General features: G+C 68.1%; 12 protein-coding genes. 9 read left to right on the top strand and 3 right to left on the bottom strand.

Features of this window, described 5'->3' with window-relative positions; genetic code table 11:
- The first annotated feature begins 27 nt into the window (after nucleotides 1-27).
- On the top strand, nucleotides 28-516 hold the full coding sequence (locus tag DZG09_RS10390) for a DUF3093 family protein (RefSeq protein ID WP_119697670.1): 489 nt from the start codon (nucleotides 28-30) through the stop codon (nucleotides 514-516).
- A gap of 138 nt (nucleotides 517-654) precedes the next feature.
- Here the strand turns inward: DZG09_RS10390 and DZG09_RS10385 are convergent, their stop codons facing one another.
- Nucleotides 655-948: a DUF4193 domain-containing protein gene (locus DZG09_RS10385; RefSeq protein ID WP_119697669.1), complete on the bottom strand. Its 294-nt coding sequence runs from the start codon at nucleotides 946-948 to the stop codon at nucleotides 655-657.
- Nucleotides 949-1,183: 235 nt separating this feature from the next.
- Here DZG09_RS10385 and sepH point away from each other — a divergent pair, with 235 nt between their 5' ends.
- From sepH to glgX, 6 genes are all read left to right on the top strand, one after another.
- Nucleotides 1,184-2,251, top strand: a complete 1,068-nt coding sequence (gene sepH / locus DZG09_RS10380; RefSeq protein WP_119697668.1) for a septation protein SepH — start codon at nucleotides 1,184-1,186, stop codon at nucleotides 2,249-2,251.
- A 233-nt stretch (nucleotides 2,252-2,484) separates the two neighbouring features.
- Nucleotides 2,485-4,923: a glycogen/starch/alpha-glucan phosphorylase gene (locus tag DZG09_RS10375; RefSeq protein ID WP_119697667.1), complete on the top strand. Its 2,439-nt coding sequence runs from the start codon at nucleotides 2,485-2,487 to the stop codon at nucleotides 4,921-4,923.
- Nucleotides 4,924-4,970: 47 nt separating this feature from the next.
- Nucleotides 4,971-7,151 (top strand): 1,4-alpha-glucan branching protein GlgB, encoded by a 2,181-nt coding sequence (gene glgB, locus DZG09_RS10370; RefSeq protein WP_119697666.1) that lies wholly within the window; start codon nucleotides 4,971-4,973, stop codon nucleotides 7,149-7,151.
- Nucleotides 7,152-7,153: 2 nt separating this feature from the next.
- Nucleotides 7,154-8,437, top strand: a complete 1,284-nt coding sequence (gene glgC / locus DZG09_RS10365) for a glucose-1-phosphate adenylyltransferase (protein WP_119697665.1) — start codon at nucleotides 7,154-7,156, stop codon at nucleotides 8,435-8,437.
- Between the two features lie 15 nt (nucleotides 8,438-8,452).
- Nucleotides 8,453-9,910, top strand: coding sequence for a glycogen synthase GlgA (gene glgA, locus DZG09_RS10360; protein ID WP_119697664.1), 1,458 nt, complete (start codon nucleotides 8,453-8,455; stop codon nucleotides 9,908-9,910).
- Nucleotides 9,907-12,006, top strand: a complete 2,100-nt coding sequence (gene glgX / locus DZG09_RS10355) for a glycogen debranching protein GlgX (RefSeq protein WP_119697663.1) — start codon at nucleotides 9,907-9,909, stop codon at nucleotides 12,004-12,006. Before glgA ends, glgX begins: the two co-directional genes overlap by 4 nt.
- Nucleotides 12,007-12,042: 36 nt before the next feature.
- On the opposite strand, the gene DZG09_RS10350 is transcribed toward glgX, so the two are convergent.
- The gene (locus DZG09_RS10350; RefSeq protein ID WP_119697662.1) at nucleotides 12,043-13,176 is read right to left on the bottom strand and encodes an alkaline phosphatase family protein; all 1,134 of its coding nucleotides are present in this window, start codon (nucleotides 13,174-13,176) and stop codon (nucleotides 12,043-12,045) included.
- A 108-nt stretch (nucleotides 13,177-13,284) separates the two neighbouring features.
- Here DZG09_RS10350 and DZG09_RS10345 point away from each other — a divergent pair, with 108 nt between their 5' ends.
- Nucleotides 13,285-15,732, top strand: a complete 2,448-nt coding sequence (locus DZG09_RS10345) for a DNA gyrase/topoisomerase IV subunit A (protein WP_240423925.1) — start codon at nucleotides 13,285-13,287, stop codon at nucleotides 15,730-15,732.
- Nucleotides 15,733-15,799: 67 nt separating this feature from the next.
- Here the strand turns inward: DZG09_RS10345 and DZG09_RS10340 are convergent, their stop codons facing one another.
- Nucleotides 15,800-17,884, bottom strand: coding sequence for a DNA gyrase/topoisomerase IV subunit B (locus DZG09_RS10340; protein WP_119697661.1), 2,085 nt, complete (start codon nucleotides 17,882-17,884; stop codon nucleotides 15,800-15,802).
- A 186-nt stretch (nucleotides 17,885-18,070) separates the two neighbouring features.
- Between DZG09_RS10340 and DZG09_RS10335 the strand changes: the two genes are divergently transcribed.
- The gene (locus DZG09_RS10335) at nucleotides 18,071-18,289 is read left to right on the top strand and encodes a DUF7455 domain-containing protein (protein ID WP_087054507.1); all 219 of its coding nucleotides are present in this window, start codon (nucleotides 18,071-18,073) and stop codon (nucleotides 18,287-18,289) included.
- The last annotated feature ends 134 nt before the right edge of the window (nucleotides 18,290-18,423 follow it).

Below are 18,423 nucleotides of genomic sequence, written 5' to 3'. Positions count from 1 at the left end.
TTCGCTCACGGAACGAGGGTACTCGCTATGACTGCCACGCCCGCCCCGGTACGGGGTTCGCAGCCGACGTACCGTGAGCGGCTGGCTCCGTCGCTCTGGCTGATCGTCGGCGCGGGCGTCGTCGCACCGATGACGACGCTGGTGTTCGTCGGTGTCAGCCCGGTGTTCTCACTCGCGATCGGGCTCGCAGTCGCGATCGCGGTCGTGGCCTGCCTCATCGGACTGGCGCCTTGCGTCATCGTCGACGGCACGACCCTGCGCGCGGGCCGCGCCCGCATCGATGTCGGCTTGCTCGGCGAGCCGGTCGCGCTGTCGGGCGAGGAGGCCCGCATCGCTCGAGGCCAGGATCTCGCCGTCGGCGGCTGGGTGCTCATCAGAGGAGGCATCGACGGCGTCGTGGTGGTGCCGGTGAACGATCCGGATGATCCGACCACCGCGTGGACGATCTCGACCCGCACGCCGGAGCGCCTTGCCGCCGTCATCGCCCACGCCCAGCGAGGAGCGGTGGCCGGCTGAACTCCGCCGTTCCCAGCTGGCCCTCGTCTTTCCCAGGCAACGGGACCGATTCCCAGCCCGCGCATCACAATTCCCAGGAATGACTCAGCCCGACCCACCGAAGTGAGTCGGGCGTGTCGTCGTCGGGCGCAGCGCTGATCAGGCCGCGCAGTCCTTGCAGTACGGTCCGTTCGCGTCGTTGCCCGCAAGCTGCGAGCGATGCTTCACGAGGAAGCACTGCATGCACGTGAACTCGTCGTCCTGCGCCGGGAGCACGACGACGTCGAGTTCGACGTTGGACAGATCCGCGCCGCCGAGCTCGAATCCCGGGTTATCGGAGTCGTCTGACTCCGCATTGCCCGGCTGCGGGTTATTGCGCGCCGCCTTGAGTGCCTCGATCGACTCGTTGTTGTCGTCTTCGGACTTGCGCGGGGCGTCGTAGTCGGTTGCCATCTGAGGGCGTCACACTTCTTTCATCAGGGCCAGTGAGCCCCTCATTGCGATGAGGAGCGGCGATAGTTTGCACGAGCGAGCGACGTTTCGCAAATGCAGATGTTCACCGAGATGCGATTCGTGCGCTCACGCACTGCGCAGGAGGTGGAACCGGCGGCGCGCCCTCGGCATTCCCGGCGGTGCGGTCATGGCGTGGAACGATAGCGTTCGACCGCAACTGCGGAGGGAGCACAGCATGGAACAGCTCACGATCATCGGAGCGGAAGACGACCGCCTCATCCTGGCGGACGATTCCGGACAGCGCTTCGCGCTCGCCATCGATGATGTTCTGCGCTCCGAGATGCGCAGCCACGGCCGCGAGCAGAGGCCCACGGCTCCGCTCGGAGCGAGCCCGCGCGATATCCAGGCTCGAATCCGCGCCGGTCTCTCGGCCGAGGAGACCTCCGAACTGCTGTCGGTCGAGGTCGAAGCCGTGCGCCGCTTCGAGGGGCCGGTGCTGGCCGAGCGTGAGCACGTCGTCGACCGCGCGCTTGCGGTTCCCGTGGTCATCGGAAGCGATTTCGACGTCGAGGAGAACCCGACCTTCGGGTCCGCTGTACGTGCCAAGCTCGCCGACCTGCACGCGAGCGGGGAGCGCTGGACGAGCTGGAAGGACGAATCCGGCTGGACTGTGAAGCTCGAGTTCACCGCGAACGAGGTCGACCACGACGCTCGCTGGTCGTTCGATCCGCGCCGCAGTTCTCTCTCGCCCTTGAACGGCGACGCCACGCAGCTCTCCCGTCAGGGCCCGTTGCCCGACGGCCTGATTCCGCGTCTGCGCGCGCTCGATGCCGACACCAAAGACGACTCGCGCTTCGATACGAGCGCATTCGGCCAGCAGGGATTCCCGGAGAGCACCATCGGCGATTCGGGCCGCACGGCCGAGGACGCAGCCGCCCAGCACGCACCGGTGGAGGGCGGCGACACCGAGACCGTCGACCTCCTGGAAGCACTGCGCCGACGACGCGGACGCCGCGAGGCGGCGCCGATGAACGATCTCGAGGAGAGCGCAGCGCGCCATCCGGCCAAGGGCGCTGGTTCCTCCCCCGTCGCGCTCTTCGACGCGATCGGCGACACGCCCAGAGACGACGACGCGCAGGACACCTCTTCGCAACCCGTCGCAACCCACGACGCTCCGAATGGCCCGGCGGCCGACCAGCACGACGACCACTCGAACGCGTCGGCTCCGGCACGCCGCAAGAACGGGCGCCCCGCGATGCCGTCATGGGATGAGATCGTCTTCGGCGCCCGCAGCGACGACTGAGCTCCGCGCACCCGCTCTCCGCCGAGTGGATTCGTCTCCACCGAACGGGCAGCATAGTCGCGCGCACAAGGCGTCCACTCGGGACGAACGGTTCCGCTTGCGGGCGAGGCGACGATAGCCGCCGTTCTCGAGCAGTTAACCTATGGATCTTCGGGCTTCCCTAGGATGTGGCCATCGCGAGCGGTAGCGTTCGCGGAAGAGGCCTTCTTCGGCCGCGACACAGGGGAGATCCCATGCCCGAGATTCTCCGTACGGCCGATGCGGATGGCCGCGGTTCCGAGCTGAGCGGAAGCACCCCTGCGCAGTTCCGCGCATCGCTGCTGCACCACCTGCGGGTCACCGTCGGCAAGGCTCCGACGGTCGCCTCGCGAGCCGACTGGCTGCTCGCTCTCAGCCGCACGATCCGCGACAGCGCCACCGAGCCGTGGCTCGATGCGACCAGGCGCACATCGCAGGAGGACCGCAAACGCGTGCACTACCTGTCGATGGAGTTCCTGCCAGGGCGACTCCTCGAGGACGCCGCGATCAACCTCGGGCTGCGCGACACCGCCGTTGAGGCGCTGGCAGGCCTCGGTCAGAGCTTCGAGCGCATCGCAGAGGACGAGCCGGACCCCGCGCTCGGCAACGGCGGTCTGGGCCGCCTCGCCGCCTGCTACCTCGAATCGATGGCCACGCTGGGCTGCCCTGCCTTCGGATACGGCCTGCGCTACGAACGCGGGCTGTTCCGGCAGGACTTCGACGCAGGCCGACAGGTCGAACATCCGGATGACTGGCTGTTCGCCGGCGACCCGTGGTCGTTCCCCCGGCCCGAGGCGGCGTACAAAGTACGATTCGGCGGCCACGTCGCCGATGAGGGCGGAGCAGCCGTGTGGCACCCCGCGTCGCAGATCGCGGCCGCCGCGCATGACACCCCCGTCGTCGGCTACGGCGCCCGGTGGGCGAACACCCTGCGACTGTGGACAGCGGCGCCCGACGCGGCGCTGATCGACCTGGACAGGTTCAACGCCGGCGACTTCATGGGCGCCGCCGAGCCGGAGACATGGGCGCGCACGCTCACCAGGGTGCTGTACCCGAACGACGAGACGGAAGGCGGCAAGCACCTGCGCCTGTCGCAGGAGTACTTCCTCACCTCCGCCTCGGTGCAGGACGTGCTGGCCCGCTACCTGCGCTCCCACCGGAACCTGCGGCGCCTGCCGCAGTACGTCGCCATCCAGATGAACGACACGCACCCGGCCATCGCGGGCCCGGAGCTCATCCGGATCCTCGTCGACGACCACGGCTTCGACTTCGACACGGCCGTCGATCTCGCCACCGAGGTGCTGGGCTACACGAACCACACGCTCCTTCCCGAGGCGCTCGAGCGCTGGCCCGTCGACCTGATGCGTGCGGTGCTCCCGCGGCATCTGCAGATCATCGAGCGGCTCGACAGTCGCCTCGTCGACATGCACGGCGACGCGGCGACCGGCCTCAGCCTGATCGAGCACGACCATGTCAAGATGGGCGATCTGGCGTTCGCGACCAGCCACCGCGTCAACGGCGTATCGGCACTGCACACCGACCTGGTCCGCAAGGATCTGTTCCCGGCCAGGGAGGCGCTCTCGCCGGGCCGCATCGTCAACGTCACCAACGGCATCACGCCGAGGCGCTGGCTGAAACTCGCCAACCGGCCGCTGGCCGCCCTCGTCACCGAGTCGATCGGCGAGGGGTGGGAGGTCGACCTCGATCGTCTCGGCGATCTCGAGGGACATGCATCCGATCCGGCGTTCCTCGAGGCGTTCGGCGGCACCAAGCTACGCGCCAAGCAGCGTCTGGTTTCCTGGCTGTCCGACGAGCACGGCATCGACGTCCCGCTGCACGCGCTGTTCGACGTGCAGGTCAAGCGCATCCACGAGTACAAGCGCCAGCTTCTCAACGTGCTGTGGACGATCGCGCGCTGGCAGCGGATCAAAGCCGAACCGGATGCCGGCTGGGTGCCGCGCGTGAAGGTGTTCGGCGGGAAGGCCGCGCCGAGCTACGCGGTGGCGAAGGACATCATCCGGTTGATCAACGATGTCGGCGAGACCATCAACGACGACCCCGAGACCAGAGACGCGCTGCGCATCGTGTACCCGCCGAACTACAACGTCTCCATGGCCGAGCGGCTGATCCCCGCCGCCGACCTGTCCGAGCAGATCTCGACGGCCGGTATGGAGGCGTCGGGAACGGGCAACATGAAGTTCGCGCTGAACGGAGCTCTCACGATCGGCACGCTGGACGGTGCGAACGTCGAGATCCGCGATCGGGTCGGGGCGGACAACTTCTTCCTGTTCGGGCTCACGGCCGACGAGGTCGCCGCACGGCGGGAGCAGCCGGGACATGCACGCGCGGCGATCGAGCGGAGCGAGACGCTGCAGGGCGTGCTGCAGGCGGTCGCCGACGGCACGTTCAGCCCGGACGAGACCGGGCGCTACGGCGGCCTCATCGATCGGCTGTGGAATGAGGACTGGTTCCTCGTCGCCAGCGACTTCGACGCGTACGACACGGCGCAGACCGCCGTCGACGATGCGTATCGGGACTCACAGCGCTGGCAGCGCATGGCCGCGATCAACGTGGCGCGCATCGGCTACTTCAGCTCCGATCGTGCCATCAGGGAGTACATGAGCGAGATCTGGAATGTGACTCCCGTGCTGTGACCGGCCGCATCCGGATGCGACGGAGACGGCCCAGACGAAGGATCCCTATGGCTCTTGAAGAACCGGCCGAGCTGCCGGACGCGATCACCGCGTCCCTGATAGCCCGCGGTGCTCATCCGGATCCCTTCTCAGTGCTCGGCCCGACGCACGATGGCTGCGGAGTCGTCGCGCACGTGCCGGGTGCCGAACGCATCTGGGCGGTGAACGACACAGACGCCGTCGAGCTCGCGCGGCATCCTGAGGCGCCATCCGTGTTCGCCGGATCGTCGCTGCCGTTCTATCGGCTGCGGGTGCAGTGGCCCGGCGGCGTCACGGTGGAGCGAGAGGATCCGTACCGATTCGGCCCCGTGATCGGCGAGCTGGACGAGTACCTGATCGGCGAGGGCACGCATCGCCGACTGTGGGACGTACTCGGTTCTCACGTGATCACGCACGAGGGCGTCGACGGCGTGCACTTCGCCGTATGGGCGCCGAACGCCTCCCGAGTATCGGTCGTGGGCGATTTCTGCTCGTGGGATCCCACAGCGCTCCCGATGAGGGCCCGCGGTTCCACGGGAGTGTGGGAGCTGTTCGCACCCGGTCTCGACGAGGGCTCCGCGTACAAATACGACCTGCTCGACCAGCACGGCCAACCGCTGCCGCAGAAAGCCGATCCGGTCGGCTTCGGCAGCGAGCATCCTCCCGCGACGGCGTCCGTCGTGCGCCGACTGAGCCGTCACGACTGGGTCGCCGCCGAATGGGATGCGCGGCGCGCCGAGATCAACAGTGCGGACGCGCCGATCAGCGTGTACGAGGTGCACCTCGGCTCCTGGCGCCGCAGACCGGATGGACGTTCGCTTTCGTACGTCGAACTGGCCGCGGAACTCGTCGACTACGCCGCCGACCTCGGGTTCACCCACATCGAGGTGATGCCCGTGACCGAGCACCCGTTCGACGGGTCGTGGGGATACCAGCCGGTCGGTCTGTTCGCGCCGACGATCCGGTACGGCACGCCGTCGGAGTTCGCCGCATTCGTCGATGCGGCGCATGCGAGGGGCCTGGGCGTGATCGCCGACTGGGTCCCAGCCCACTTCCCCACCGACGCGCACGGCCTCGGCAGGTTCGACGGGACGGCGCTGTACGAGCACCTCGATCCGCGAGAGGGCTTCCATCCCGATTGGAACACTCTGATCTACAATTTCGGCCGCCCCGAGGTGCGCGCCTACCTCGTCGCGAACGCGCTGTACTGGATCGACGAGTACCGTCTCGACGGGCTGCGCGTGGATGCCGTCGCCTCGATGCTGTACCGCGACTACTCGCGAGAGCAGGGGCAATGGGTGCCCAATCGCGACGGCGGGCGCGAGAACTACGAGGCCATCGGCTTCGTCAGGGAGGTCAACCGGGCGATCGGCGACGCTCACGCTGGCACCGCGATGATCGCGGAGGAGTCGACGACCTTCCCCGGTGTGACGCGAGCGATCGACGACGACGGTCTGGGGTTCGACTTCAAGTGGAACCTCGGATGGATGAACGATTCGCTCGACTACTTCGGCAAGGATCCCGTTCACCGAAGGCACCACCAAGATCATCTCACCTTCAGCATCACGTATGCCTTCAGCGAGAGCTTCCTGCTCCCGATCAGCCACGACGAGGTCGTGCACGGCAAGGGATCGATGTACTCGCGGATGCCGGGTGACCACGCCGACCGGCTCGGCAACCTCAAGGCCTTCTATGCCTTCATGTGGGCGCACCCGGGCAAGAAGCTGCTCTTCATGGGGCAGGAGTTCGGCCAGCCGGCGGAATGGAACCATGCGGGCCAGCTCGACTGGGGCGTGCTGCATGACCCAGGGCACGCCGGTGTGCAGCAGCTGATACGCGATCTGAACGGCCTGTACCGTTCGGAGCCAGCGCTGCATCGCTTCGACGCCGACGGCCGAGGGTTCCAGTGGCTGCTGGTCGATGCGGTCGACGAACAGGTGTTCGCCTGGCTGCGCCGCGGTGCTCCCGGCGACAAGCACGTCGTGGTCGTGCTGAATCTCACGCCGGTCGAACGCAGCGGCTTCCGCGTCGGGTTCCCCCTGCCGGGGCGCTGGCGCGAGGCGCTGAACACGGATTCCCGTCTGTACGGCGGGGCGGATCGCGGGCACGGCGGCGCGATCGAGACCGAGTCTGTTCCCGTAGGCACGGAGCAGCACTCCGCGCTGCTCACGCTCCCGCCTCTGTCTGCCATCTACTTCCTGGAGGAATGATCATGTCCAAGACTGCGCAGCCCGGAGCACCGACCAGGCTGACGAACCAGACGATGGCATTCGTGCTCGCCGGCGGTCGAGGCAGCAGGCTCAAGGAGCTCACCGACAGACGCGCGAAACCCGCGGTCCACATCGGCGGGAACATGCGAATCATCGACTTCCCGCTGTCCAACGCGCTCAATTCGGGCATCCGCAAGATGGCCGTCGCCACGCAGTACAAGGCGCATTCCCTCATCCGGCACATGCAGCGCGGCTGGGGCTTCCTGCGAGCCGAGCGCAACGAATACCTCGATATCCTGCCTGCCAGCCAGCGCGTCGCTGAGCACAAGTGGTATCTCGGCACGGCAGACGCCGTCACGCAGAACATCGACATCGTCGACGACTACGGCGTGAAGTACGTCATCGTGCTCGCCGGCGACCACGTGTACAAGATGGACTACGAGGTGATGCTGCGCCAGCATGTCGAAACGGGCGCCGACGTCACCGTCGGGTGTCTCACCGTCCCCCGGGAGGAGGCGAGCGCCTTCGGCGTCATGCACACCGACGCAGGCGGCCGCATCGTCGATTTCCTGGAGAAGCCGGCAGATCCTCCTGGCACGCACGACGATCCGAGCGTCGCGCTGGCGTCGATGGGCATCTATGTGTTCGACTGGGCGTTTCTGCGCGACCGGCTCATCGCCGATGCCGATGACCCCGAATCCGGCCATGACTTCGGACACGACATCATTCCCGCCCTGGTCGAGCAGGGCAGCGCGCACGCGCACAGGTTCAGCGAGTCGTGTGTGATGACCGGTCTCGAGACGGAGCCGTACTGGCGCGATGTCGGAACAATCGACGCGTTCTGGCGCGCGAACATCGACCTCACCGAGTTCGTGCCGCCGCTCGACCTGTATGAGAACGACTGGCCGATCTGGACGTACGCCGAGCAGCTCCCGCCGGCGAAGTTCATCCACGACGACGAGGGACGGCGCGGTCAGGCGATCCAATCGCTCATCTCGGGCGACACGATCATCTCGGGCTCCGACGTGCGCAACTCGCTGCTGTTCACCGGCAACCGTGTGCACTCGTACTCGTCGCTCGATCACGTCGTCGCCCTCCCCTACGTCGACGTGGGCCGCAACGCACGCCTCACCAGGTGCGTCGTCGACAGCCGCGTGCACATTCCGGAGGACCTCGTCGTGGGGGAAGACGCGGTGGACGACGCCCGCTGGTTCCGGCGCACCGATGCCGGTATCACGCTGATCACCCAGGACATGCTCGACCGACGCGCGGCCGAGCTGGGGTGACAAGAGGAGACGATCATGGCCCCGCCGCCCATTCGCCGTCACCGCGTGCTGTCCGTCGCATCGGAGTGCGCGCCCCTGGTCAAGACCGGAGGGCTCGCTGACGTCGTCGGTGCGCTGCCGGCTGCACTCGCCGAGTTCGGCTGGCGCTCCCGCGTGCTGATTCCCGTCTATCCGAGCGTGCGCGCTCGCGCCGGGCGCTCCAGACGGGTGTGGCACACGGACGACCTGTTCGGCGGCCCCGCTGCTGTCAGGTCGTGCTCCGTCGAAGGGCTCGATCTGCTGCTGCTCGACGCGCCTCACCTGTTCGATCGGCCGGGCGGGCCGTACGGCGTCGATGGCCAGGATCATCCGGACAATCACCTGAGATTCGCCGCGCTGAGCTGGGCGGCGGCACGGATCGCCGTCGACGGGCTGAGCGACCGGTGGCGCCCCGATCTCGTACACGCCCACGACTGGCAGGCCGGACTCGTCCCCTCCTATCTGACGTACGCCGGAGCCGACATCCCGACGGTGATGACGATCCACAACATCGCGTTCCAGGGCATCTTCGGACCGGACGACCTCGACCGGCTGCGGCTGCCGACCTGGGACCATCATCCGGATGCCCTCGAATACCACGGGCTCGTCAGCACGCTGAAGGCAGGTATGGTTCACGCCTCGCACGTGACCACGGTCAGCCGCACGTACGCCGAACAGCTGGCGACCGCGGAGTTCGGCTTCGGTCTCGAAGGAGTCGTCGCCGCCAGGACCGCCAGGGGTGAGATGACCGGCATCGTGAACGGCATCGACACGGCGGTGTGGGACCCGAGCACGGATCCGCACGTCGTCGCCTACGACGCCGACTCTCCCGCGCACAAGGCGGACAACCGCGACGCCCTGCTGCGGGAGTTCGACCTCGACGCCCCTGATGGGCCGCTGGCCGTCGTGGTGACGAGACTCACCCATCAGAAGGGCATCGACCTGCTGTTGGAGGCGCTGCCGCACTTCATCTCGGCGGGCGGCGCCGTCGCCGTGCTCGGCTCCGGAGAGCCGGACTACGAACACCGGCTGGGCGAGCTGTCGGCGCGCTTCCCCCGTTCGGTCGGAGTGCGGATCGGGTACGACGAGCCGTTGAGCCACCGGATGTACGCGGGTGCGGATCTCGTCGTCGTTCCCTCGAGATTCGAGCCGTGCGGGCTGACCCAGCTGTACGGCCTGCGCTACGGATCGCTGCCGCTCGTGGCCTCCACGGGCGGGCTGCGAGACACCGTCGTCGACGCGTTGCCCGAGGCGACTGCGAACGGAACCGCGACGGGTTTCGTGTTCTCCGACATCAGCACGCGCGGCCTGGCCGACGCGTTCGAACGCGCGACGAGACTGTACGCCGATCGGGAGGCGTGGGCTCTGGTGCGTGATCGTGCGATGAGAGAGCGCGTCGACTGGACGGCATCGGCGCGGCAGTACGCCGATCTGTTCGAGGATCTGCTGCGATGACGCCGCGATCGCACGAGGTCTCCCCTGGCCGCTCGTGGCCGCTCGGTGTCACACCGGACGGCGACGGCGCGAACGTCGCCGTGTGGGCGCCGGAGGCCGAACGCGTGGAACTGTGCCTGTTCGACGAGTCGGGGCACGAGACCAGGATCGTGCTGCCCTACAACGACGGCGGCATCTGGCACGCCCGTGTCCGGGGAATCGGCCGCGGGACGCGCTACGGGATCAGAGCGGCAGGCCCACCCTCGCACCGGCCGACATCCTTCAACGAGCACAAGCTGCTGATCGATCCGTACGCCCGCGCCCTCGACGCACACGCGCGATGGAACGCGCGAATGGACGGCGTCGCCGTGACACCCGTCGGACACGACACCACCCGCGCGCGGGACGATCGGGACAGCGCAGACGTCGTGCCGAAGGGGATCGTTCTGACGGACGCACCGGGCCCGGACCCGGCAGCGAACCGCCCGCACCACGCCACAGCGGATCTGGTGATCTACGAGGCCCATCTCAAGGGACTCAGCGCCGCCCATCCGGATGTTCCCGAAGAGCTGCGAGGCACCTACTCGGGGGCAGCGCACCCGGCCGTGGTCGATCATCTCGTCTCACTCGGAGTGAACGCCGTGGAGTTCCTGCCGCTGCAGGCGTTCTTCGACGACCGCGCCGTCGTCGAGCGCGGACTGACCAACTATTGGGGATACCAGCCGATCGCATGGCACGCGCCCGAGCCGCGCTACGCGTTCTCCGACGCCGATGCCGAGCTGCGGAACCTGGTGCACAGGCTGCACGAAGCGGGCATCGAAGTGTTCGTCGACGTCGTCTACAACCACAATGGGGAAGGCGGGGAGGGCGGCGCGACTCTCAGCCTGCGCGGGCTGCACGAGACGGGCTACTTCCGCATGCACGACGGCGTGCACGTCGACGACACGGGAACGGGCAACACCATCGCGGCAGAGCGACCCATGGTGCTGCGCCTCATCCTCGACAGCATGCGCCACTGGGCGACGCGCTACGGCATCGACGGCTTCCGGTTCGACCTCGCCGCGGCGGTCGGACGGCGCGATGACGGGTTCGACCCGGCATCCGCGTTCTTCCAGGCGGTCCGCCAGGATCCGACTCTCGCCGGCCTGCGCCTGATCGCCGAACCATGGGACCTCGGGCCGGGTGGATACCAGCTGGGCGCCTTCGGGCACCCGTGGTCGGAGTGGAACGATCGGTTCCGCGACGACGTCCGCCGCGCATGGCGAGGCGACCCGCTCGCCTTCGCCCTCCTCGGCAAGCGCATGCTCGGCTCGGCCGACACCTTCGACCACGGTCGCCGCGCCGCGACTGCGAGCGTGAACTTCCTCACGGCGCACGACGGCTTCACCCTCGCCGATATCGTCTCCTTCGCGCACAAGCACAACGAGGCGAACCGGGAGCACGGGCGGGACGGGCACAACGAGAACTTCTCGGACGACCTCGGCGCAGAAGGGGCGACGGACGACACCGAGATCCTCGGCGCACGAGCGCGGCGGGTGCGCGCCATGCTCGCCACACTGCTGACGGCGCAGGGCGTGCCGATGCTGCTCGCCGGAGACGAACTCGGCAACAGCCAGCAGGGCAACAACAACGCCTACGCGCAGGACAACCCCACGGGCTGGGTCGATTGGTCGGCCCATGACGAGCTGCTCGGGTTCGTCAGGCATGCCGTTGCCGCGCGGCACCGCCTGCCCTTGCTGCGCCAGGAGACGTTCCTGCACGGGCGCACGCGCGACGACGGTCGTCGCGACGTGGAGTGGCTGCGACCGGATGGGGACCCGGCCCGGAGCGCGGATTGGGAGGACGAGGGCTTCCGCACTGTGACCGTCGTCCTGCGCGGCGCTGCAGACGATCCGCGGGGCACGTGCCTCGCCGGAGCGGTCGCCATCGTGATCAGCACCGGCGGCGATGCGGACGTGCACCTGCCCGAGCCGGATTCGGGCCGAGCGTGGCGCGTCGAGTTCGACTCGGCCCGCCCCGACACCTTCGCCGTCGGCGCCGAAGCCACCACCCACGATCCCTCTGCCGCCCCCTATCCCGCGATGGCGCAGTCGGTGGTCCTGCTCTCCTGCGGCTGAGATCGCCGGGCACGGAGCGCCTCCCGTGTCGCTGGCTCAGCGGCGCGCGTACGCGCCGAGGCGGATGAGAGGAACCGTCATCTCCTCCGGTGTCACGGAGCCGTGCTGGCCGATCATGTTCTGCGCCTGCTTGTTCGCGAGCCGATCGTCGTAGAACGCCCACAGCCCGCGCGCGGCGACCAGCACGTCGCCGATGCGGGCGCGCACGTGTTCGGCGACCTCGCCGAAGAGTCCCGCGTCGATCGCCTCGTCCCGCGTGGCGACATCGGCCGCTGCTCCCGATTCGCGCCGCCACACCTCGGCGAGCTGCGCCGGGTCGACGCCGTCCTCGGCGTAGACGTGCAGCAGGCGCGGTTCGCCGCCGAGCGCCGCCACGCCTGTCAGGCGAGGATCCCCGGCGCGCAGCAGCACATGCCGGTGCTTCGGCACGTCGATCATGCCGTGGTCGGATGTCACTATCGCGCCGACCGTCGCCGATGCCCGCACCGCCGGCGCCAGCGCCGCATCGATCTGCTCGAGCGCGCCTCGCCATTGCGCCGAATCGACACCGTGCCGGTGGCCCGTCTGATCGAGCTCGGGGATGTAGCAGTACACCAGCGCGCCCTCATTCTGCTCCGCGAGGGTGAGCGCCACACGCACTCGCTGAGCCATGTCGTCCTCGCCGACGAACTCCGCGCCCCGCATGATCGCCTGCGTGAGTCCTTTGTCGGAATACTTGCGCATGCTCACTGCGAACGGCGTCAGTCCCTTCGCCGCCGCCCGCTCGAACACGGTCGGCTCCCGCTGCCACGCCACGGGGTCGACGCCGTGCTTCTCGTAGCCGTCGATCTGCCCGACGACGATGCCGCGCTCAGGATCCATCAACCGGTAACCGGCCAGCCCGTGCGCCCCGGGATCGGCTCCTGTGAGCAGGCTCGTCAGCGCCGCAGCCGTCGTCGACGGAAACACGGTGCGCGCCGAATCCCGCTTCGCCATCGCCTGCGCGAGCCGACGCGCGTGCCCCCCGTGCTGGCGCAGCTGGATCGCTCCGAGGCCGTCGATCACGAACAGCACGGCGCTCCGCGCGGCGGGCAGCCAATCGCCGGAGTCCGTCAGAGAACGAACCATCTCCGGCGCCACCCCGGTGAGGATCCGGGCATGAGCAGGCGCCGCCGCTACGATCGATGACATCCGGATCAGTCTCCCACAGCACCCTTCCCGGCCGGAGACGCCCGGATCGCCGAACACGGCGGCCGCCACGACGCGGCGCAGTCGCATGCGAAGAGAGGTCACGGCCATATGGCGCGGAAGCAGGCACCGTCCGCCGAGCAGGCACCGGAGCGCATCGAGGACATCGATCTCGAGAGCGAGATGCAGGGGTCGTACCTCGAGTACGCATACTCCGTGATCTACTCACGGGCGCTTCCCGACGCGCGAGACGGCCTCAAGCCGGTGCAGCGGCGCATTCTCTTCCAGATGGCGGAGATGGGGCTGCGTCCCGACCGCGGGCACGTCAAGAGCGCCCGCGTCGTCGGCGATGTGATGGGAAAGCTGCACCCGCATGGCGACAGCGCCATCTATGATGCGCTCGTGCGGCTGGCGCAGGACTTCGCGCTGCGGGTTCCGCTGGTCGACGGCCACGGCAACTTCGGCTCCCTCGACGACGGCCCGGCCGCGGCGCGCTACACCGAGGCCCGGATGGCGCCTCCGGCACTGGCGCTGACGGAGAACCTCGACGAGGACGTCGTCGACTTCGTGCCGAACTACGACGGGCAGTTCCAACAGCCGGACGTGCTGCCAGCCGCGTACCCGAACCTGCTCGTCAACGGCGCCAGCGGCATCGCCGTCGGCATGGCCACCAACATGGCGCCGCACAACCTCATCGAGACGGTGAACGCCGCCACGCACCTGCTCGACAACCCCGAGGCGACGACGGCCGAGCTGATGGAGTTCGTGCCAGGGCCCGATTTCCCCTCCGGCGGCATCGTGATGGGACTGGACGGCATCACTGACGCCTATGAGACGGGCCGAGGCGCGATCAAGGTGCGCGCCAAAGCATCGATCGAACAGGTCGGCCCCCGCCGCACCGGCATCGTCGTGACCGAGCTGCCGTACATGGTCGGTCCGGAACGTGTCATCGAGCGCATGAAGGTCGCCGTGCAGTCGAAGAAGCTGCAGGGCGTCAGCGATGTCAACGATTTCACCGACCGAACGAAGGGCATGCGCCTGGTCATCGGCGTGAAGACCGGCTTCGACCCGCAGGCGGTGCTCGAGCGTCTGTACCAGCTCACCCCGATGGAGGACTCGTTCTCCTTCAACAACGTCGCCCTCGTCGGCGGACAGCCGCGCACTCTCGGTCTGAAGGAGATGCTGCGCGTCTACCTCGACCACCGCATCGAAGTCGTCACGCGCCGCAGCCGCTACCGCCTGAACCGCAAGCAGGAGCGACTGCACCTCGTCAACGGCCTGCTGGTCGCGATCCTCGACATCGATGAGGTGATCGAGGTCATCCGGTCGTCCGAGACGGCGGACCAGGCCCGCACCAAGCTGTGCCAGGTGTTCGATCTCGACGAGGTGCAGGCGGAGTACATCCTCGAACTGCGCCTGCGGCGATTGACCAAATTCTCGCGCATCGAACTCGAGTCGGAGCGCGACAACCTGCTCGCCGAGATCGCGCAGCTCGAGGAGCTGCTCGGATCGGACGTGCTGCTGCGCCGCCAGGTCGCAACCGAGCTGGAAGCCGTCGCGGAAAAGTACGGCACGCCGCGGCGCACGCTGCTGCTGAACGCCAGACCCGCTGTCCCCAAGGCGCGCAAGGGCCAGGAGGTCGATCTGCAGATCGCCGACGCGCCGACCATCGTGGTGCTCTCGACCACGGGCCGCGCGGTGCGCGTCGATCTCGCCGATGGGCAGCAGATCACCGTTCCGACCAGACGCAGCAAGCACGATGCGATCCTCACGACCGTCGCCGGCACCGTCAGGGGCGAGCTGGGCGCGATCACCTCGCGCGGGCGCCTCATCCGGTTCTCCCCCGTCGATCTGCCGTCGGTGCCGCCGACCTCGGTGCAGCTGGGGGCGGGGCAGAAGCTGCGCGACTACATCGGTCTGGTCGACAAGTCGGAGACCGTTCTCACGATCATCCGGTTCGACACCGACGTTCCCATCGCCCTCGGCACTGCGCAGGGCGTGGTCAAGCGCATCGTCCCCGACACGCTCGCGGTGAAGCCGGAGCTCGACGTGATCTCGCTGAAGCCGGGCGACCGCGTGGTGGGCGCGGCGGAGGCCGCGGACGACTCCGAGGTCGTCTTCGTGACGGATCATGCGCAGCTGCTGCGCTTCGACGCTTCGAACGTGCGACCGCAGGGCGCACCGGCGAGCGGAATGGCCGGTATGAAGCTGCCAGCAGGCGCCGAGGTGATCTTCTTCGGTGCCACGACCGGGCCGGACGCGGTCGTCGTGACGCTCTCGGGCGACGGCACCGCGATCGCGGGCACCGAAGCGGGCAGGGCGAAGATCACCGACTTCTCGGAGTTCCCCGCGAAGGGCCGTGCCACCGCCGGTGTGCGCGCCCACTCACTGCTGAAGGGCGAGACGGCCCTCACGCTCGCCTGGGTCGGCCCCGACCCGGCTCACGCCGTCGACGCCACCGGCTCCGTCCGCAAGCTCCCCGACACGCTCTCCCGCCGCGATGCCTCCGGCCACCCCCTCAACGCCGTCATCACCTCGATCGGCCGCGCCCTGACCTGACCTATCTCTTCATTTCTGGCACATCTCCGGTGGTGCGTCGCACCAGAAATGTGCCAGAAATGAAGAGTTACGCGTCGATGGTGGCGCGGTCCAGGTGCTCGGCTGACTCGATGATGAACTCGCGACGGGGGGCGACCTCGTTGCCCATCAGCATCTCGAAGACGCGGCCTGCGGCCTCTGCGTCCTCAAGGCGCACCCGGCGCAGCAGGCGACCGCTGCGCTGCATCGTGGTCTCCGCAAGCTGGTCGGCGTCCATCTCGCCGAGGCCCTTGTAGCGCTGCACCGGCTCCTGCCAGCGCTTGCCCGCCTTGCGCAGCTTCGTCATCAGCGCGTGCAGCTCGGCCTCACTGTAGGTGTAGATCGTCTCGTTCGGCTTGGACCCCGGATTGACCACCACGACGCGGTGCAGCGGAGGCACCGCCGAGAACACCCGGCCCTCCTCGATCAACGGACGCATGTACCGGTAGAACAGCGTCAGCAGCAGGGTCCGGATGTGGGCGCCGTCGACATCGGCGTCGCTCATCATGATGACCTTGCCGTAGCGGGCGGCGCCGGCGTCGAAGCTGCGCCCCGATCCCGCTCCGATCACCTGGATGATCGACGCGCATTCCGCGTTCGAGAGCATGTCGCTGATCGATGCCTTCTGCACGTTCAGGATCTTGCCCCGGATCGGCAGCAGCGCCTGGAACTCGCTGTCGCGTGCCAGCTTGGCCGTACCGAGCGCCGAGTCCCCCTCGACGATGAACAGCTCGGACGAGTCGGTCTCCTTGGTGCGGCAGTCGACCAGCTTCGTCGGCAGCGTCGAGCTCTCCAACGCGTTCTTGCGCCGCTGTGTCTCCTTGTGGGTGCGCGCCGAGATCCGGGCCTTCATCTCGGCGACGACCTTGTCGAGCAGCATGGAGACCTGGCTCTTGTCATCGCGCTTGGTCGAGCCGAACAGCTCCTTCATCCGTTCGCGCACGACCTTCGCCACGATCTGCTTCGCAGCGGGCGTGCCGAGGACCTCCTTGGTCTGCCCCTCGAACTGCGGTTCGGGCAGCTCGACCATCAGCACGGCGGTCAGCCCGGCCAGCACGTCGTCCTTGTCGAGCTTGTCGTTGCCTGCTTTGAGCCGACGCGCGTTCTTCTCGACCTCGCTGCGCAGCTGCTTGAGCAGCTCCTGCTCGAAGCCCTGCTGATGCGTTCCGCCCTTCGGCGTGGCGATGATGTTCACGAACGAGCGCACCGTCGTGTCGTAGCCCGTCCCCCACCGCAGCGCGATGTCGACACGGCATTCGCGCTGCACTTCGGTCGAGCGCATCGAGCCGTCGTGCTGCAGCGTCGGCACCGTCTCGGTGAACGATCCCGTGCCCTCGAACCGCCATGTGTCGGTGACGGGCGCGTCCGCAGCGAGGTGGTCGACGAACTCGGAGATGCCGCCGTCGAATCGGTACGAGGTCTCGATCGGCTCCGCATCCGGATCGCGCTCGTCGCGGATGAAGATCTCAAGACCTGGAACGAGGAAGGCAGTCTGGCGCGCACGGGTCATCAGCTCTTCGAGCTGGAACGCCGCGTCCTTGGTGAAGATCTGCCGATCCGCCCAGTAGCGCACCCTCGTACCGGTCACACCCTTCTTGGCCTTGCCGATCACCTGCAGCTCGCTCGACTGCTCGAACGGAGAGAACTGCGCATCCGGGGTCTTCTCACCCGAATCGGCGAACACGCCGGGCTCGCCGCGATGGAAGCTCATCGCGTAGACCTTGCCGCCGCGGTCGACCTCGACGTCGAGCCGCTCGCTGAGCGCGTTCACCACGGACGCGCCGACGCCGTGCAGGCCGCCGGATGCCGCATACGAGCCGCCGCCGAACTTTCCGCCAGCATGCAGCTTCGTGAACACGACCTCGACGCCGGACAGGCCCGTGCGCGGTTCGACGTCGACCGGCACCCCTCGCCCGCGGTCCTGCACCTCGACGCTTCCGTCGGACCGCAGGATGATGCTGATCAGATCGCCGTTGCCCGCGACGGCTTCATCGACGGAGTTGTCGATGATCTCCCACATGCAGTGCATCAGCCCCGGCGACCCGTTCGAGCCGATGTACATGCCCGGACGCTTGCGCACGGCCTCGAGCCCCTCGAGCACCTGGAGGTGGTGGGCGGAATACTCAGCAGTCACAGTGTTCGAGCCTATCCGGGAACCGCACGATTCCGCGGCGGACACACGCGTCGACCGGCCGACCGCGCATTCCCTTCTTCGCGGTGAGCGAAACGGCGCGGCGCACGACCCTCCCACCCAGCATGACGTGATTACATGTGGGGACACGGATCACCGATTGAGGCACACCACGAGGAGGCAGCGCCCATGACTACCGCAACCGCCGAAGCCCCCGTCACCCACCGCCTCACGGCGCTCGACCGCTGCGACGCCTGTGGCGCGCGGGCGTACATCGCCGCCCAGGTCGGTGACAGCGAGCTGCTCTACTGCGCCCACCACGGCCGCAAGTTCGAGGAGAAGCTCCGCGCCGTCGCCACCGACTGGCACGACGAGACCGACCGCCTCGAGAAGGTGTCGACGGTCTGACAGACGTTCACGAAAGACGCCCGTCCGGATGATCCGGGCGGGCGTCTTTCGGTCTGCGGCGGATGGTGTGGGGATGTTGCATCGCCGCAGGGAGTTCGTGTCGGGTGCAGGTCTCCGGCTCCGGCCATGGTCAT

It is taken from the genome of Microbacterium halotolerans (assembly GCF_003569805.1).
In the GTDB taxonomy this organism is placed as follows: domain Bacteria; phylum Actinomycetota; class Actinomycetes; order Actinomycetales; family Microbacteriaceae; genus Microbacterium; species Microbacterium halotolerans.
Note: the sequence above shows the minus strand (reverse complement) of the source record. Positions and strands in the feature narration are given on the sequence as shown.

Coding starts and splice junctions, on each gene's coding strand:
- DZG09_RS10335 (WP_087054507.1), top strand. CDS start 18,071: ATGACTACCGCAACCGCCGAAGCCCCCGTCACCCACCGCCTCACGGCG.
- glgC (WP_119697665.1), top strand. CDS start 7,154: ATGTCCAAGACTGCGCAGCCCGGAGCACCGACCAGGCTGACGAACCAG.
- glgX (WP_119697663.1), top strand. CDS start 9,907: ATGACGCCGCGATCGCACGAGGTCTCCCCTGGCCGCTCGTGGCCGCTC.
- DZG09_RS10350 (WP_119697662.1), bottom strand. CDS start 13,176: ATGTCATCGATCGTAGCGGCGGCGCCTGCTCATGCCCGGATCCTCACC.
- DZG09_RS10385 (WP_119697669.1), bottom strand. CDS start 948: ATGGCAACCGACTACGACGCCCCGCGCAAGTCCGAAGACGACAACAAC.
- glgB (WP_119697666.1), top strand. CDS start 4,971: ATGGCTCTTGAAGAACCGGCCGAGCTGCCGGACGCGATCACCGCGTCC.
- glgA (WP_119697664.1), top strand. CDS start 8,453: ATGGCCCCGCCGCCCATTCGCCGTCACCGCGTGCTGTCCGTCGCATCG.
- sepH (WP_119697668.1), top strand. CDS start 1,184: ATGGAACAGCTCACGATCATCGGAGCGGAAGACGACCGCCTCATCCTG.
- DZG09_RS10375 (WP_119697667.1), top strand. CDS start 2,485: ATGCCCGAGATTCTCCGTACGGCCGATGCGGATGGCCGCGGTTCCGAG.
- DZG09_RS10345 (WP_240423925.1), top strand. CDS start 13,285: ATGGCGCGGAAGCAGGCACCGTCCGCCGAGCAGGCACCGGAGCGCATC.
- DZG09_RS10390 (WP_119697670.1), top strand. CDS start 28: ATGACTGCCACGCCCGCCCCGGTACGGGGTTCGCAGCCGACGTACCGT.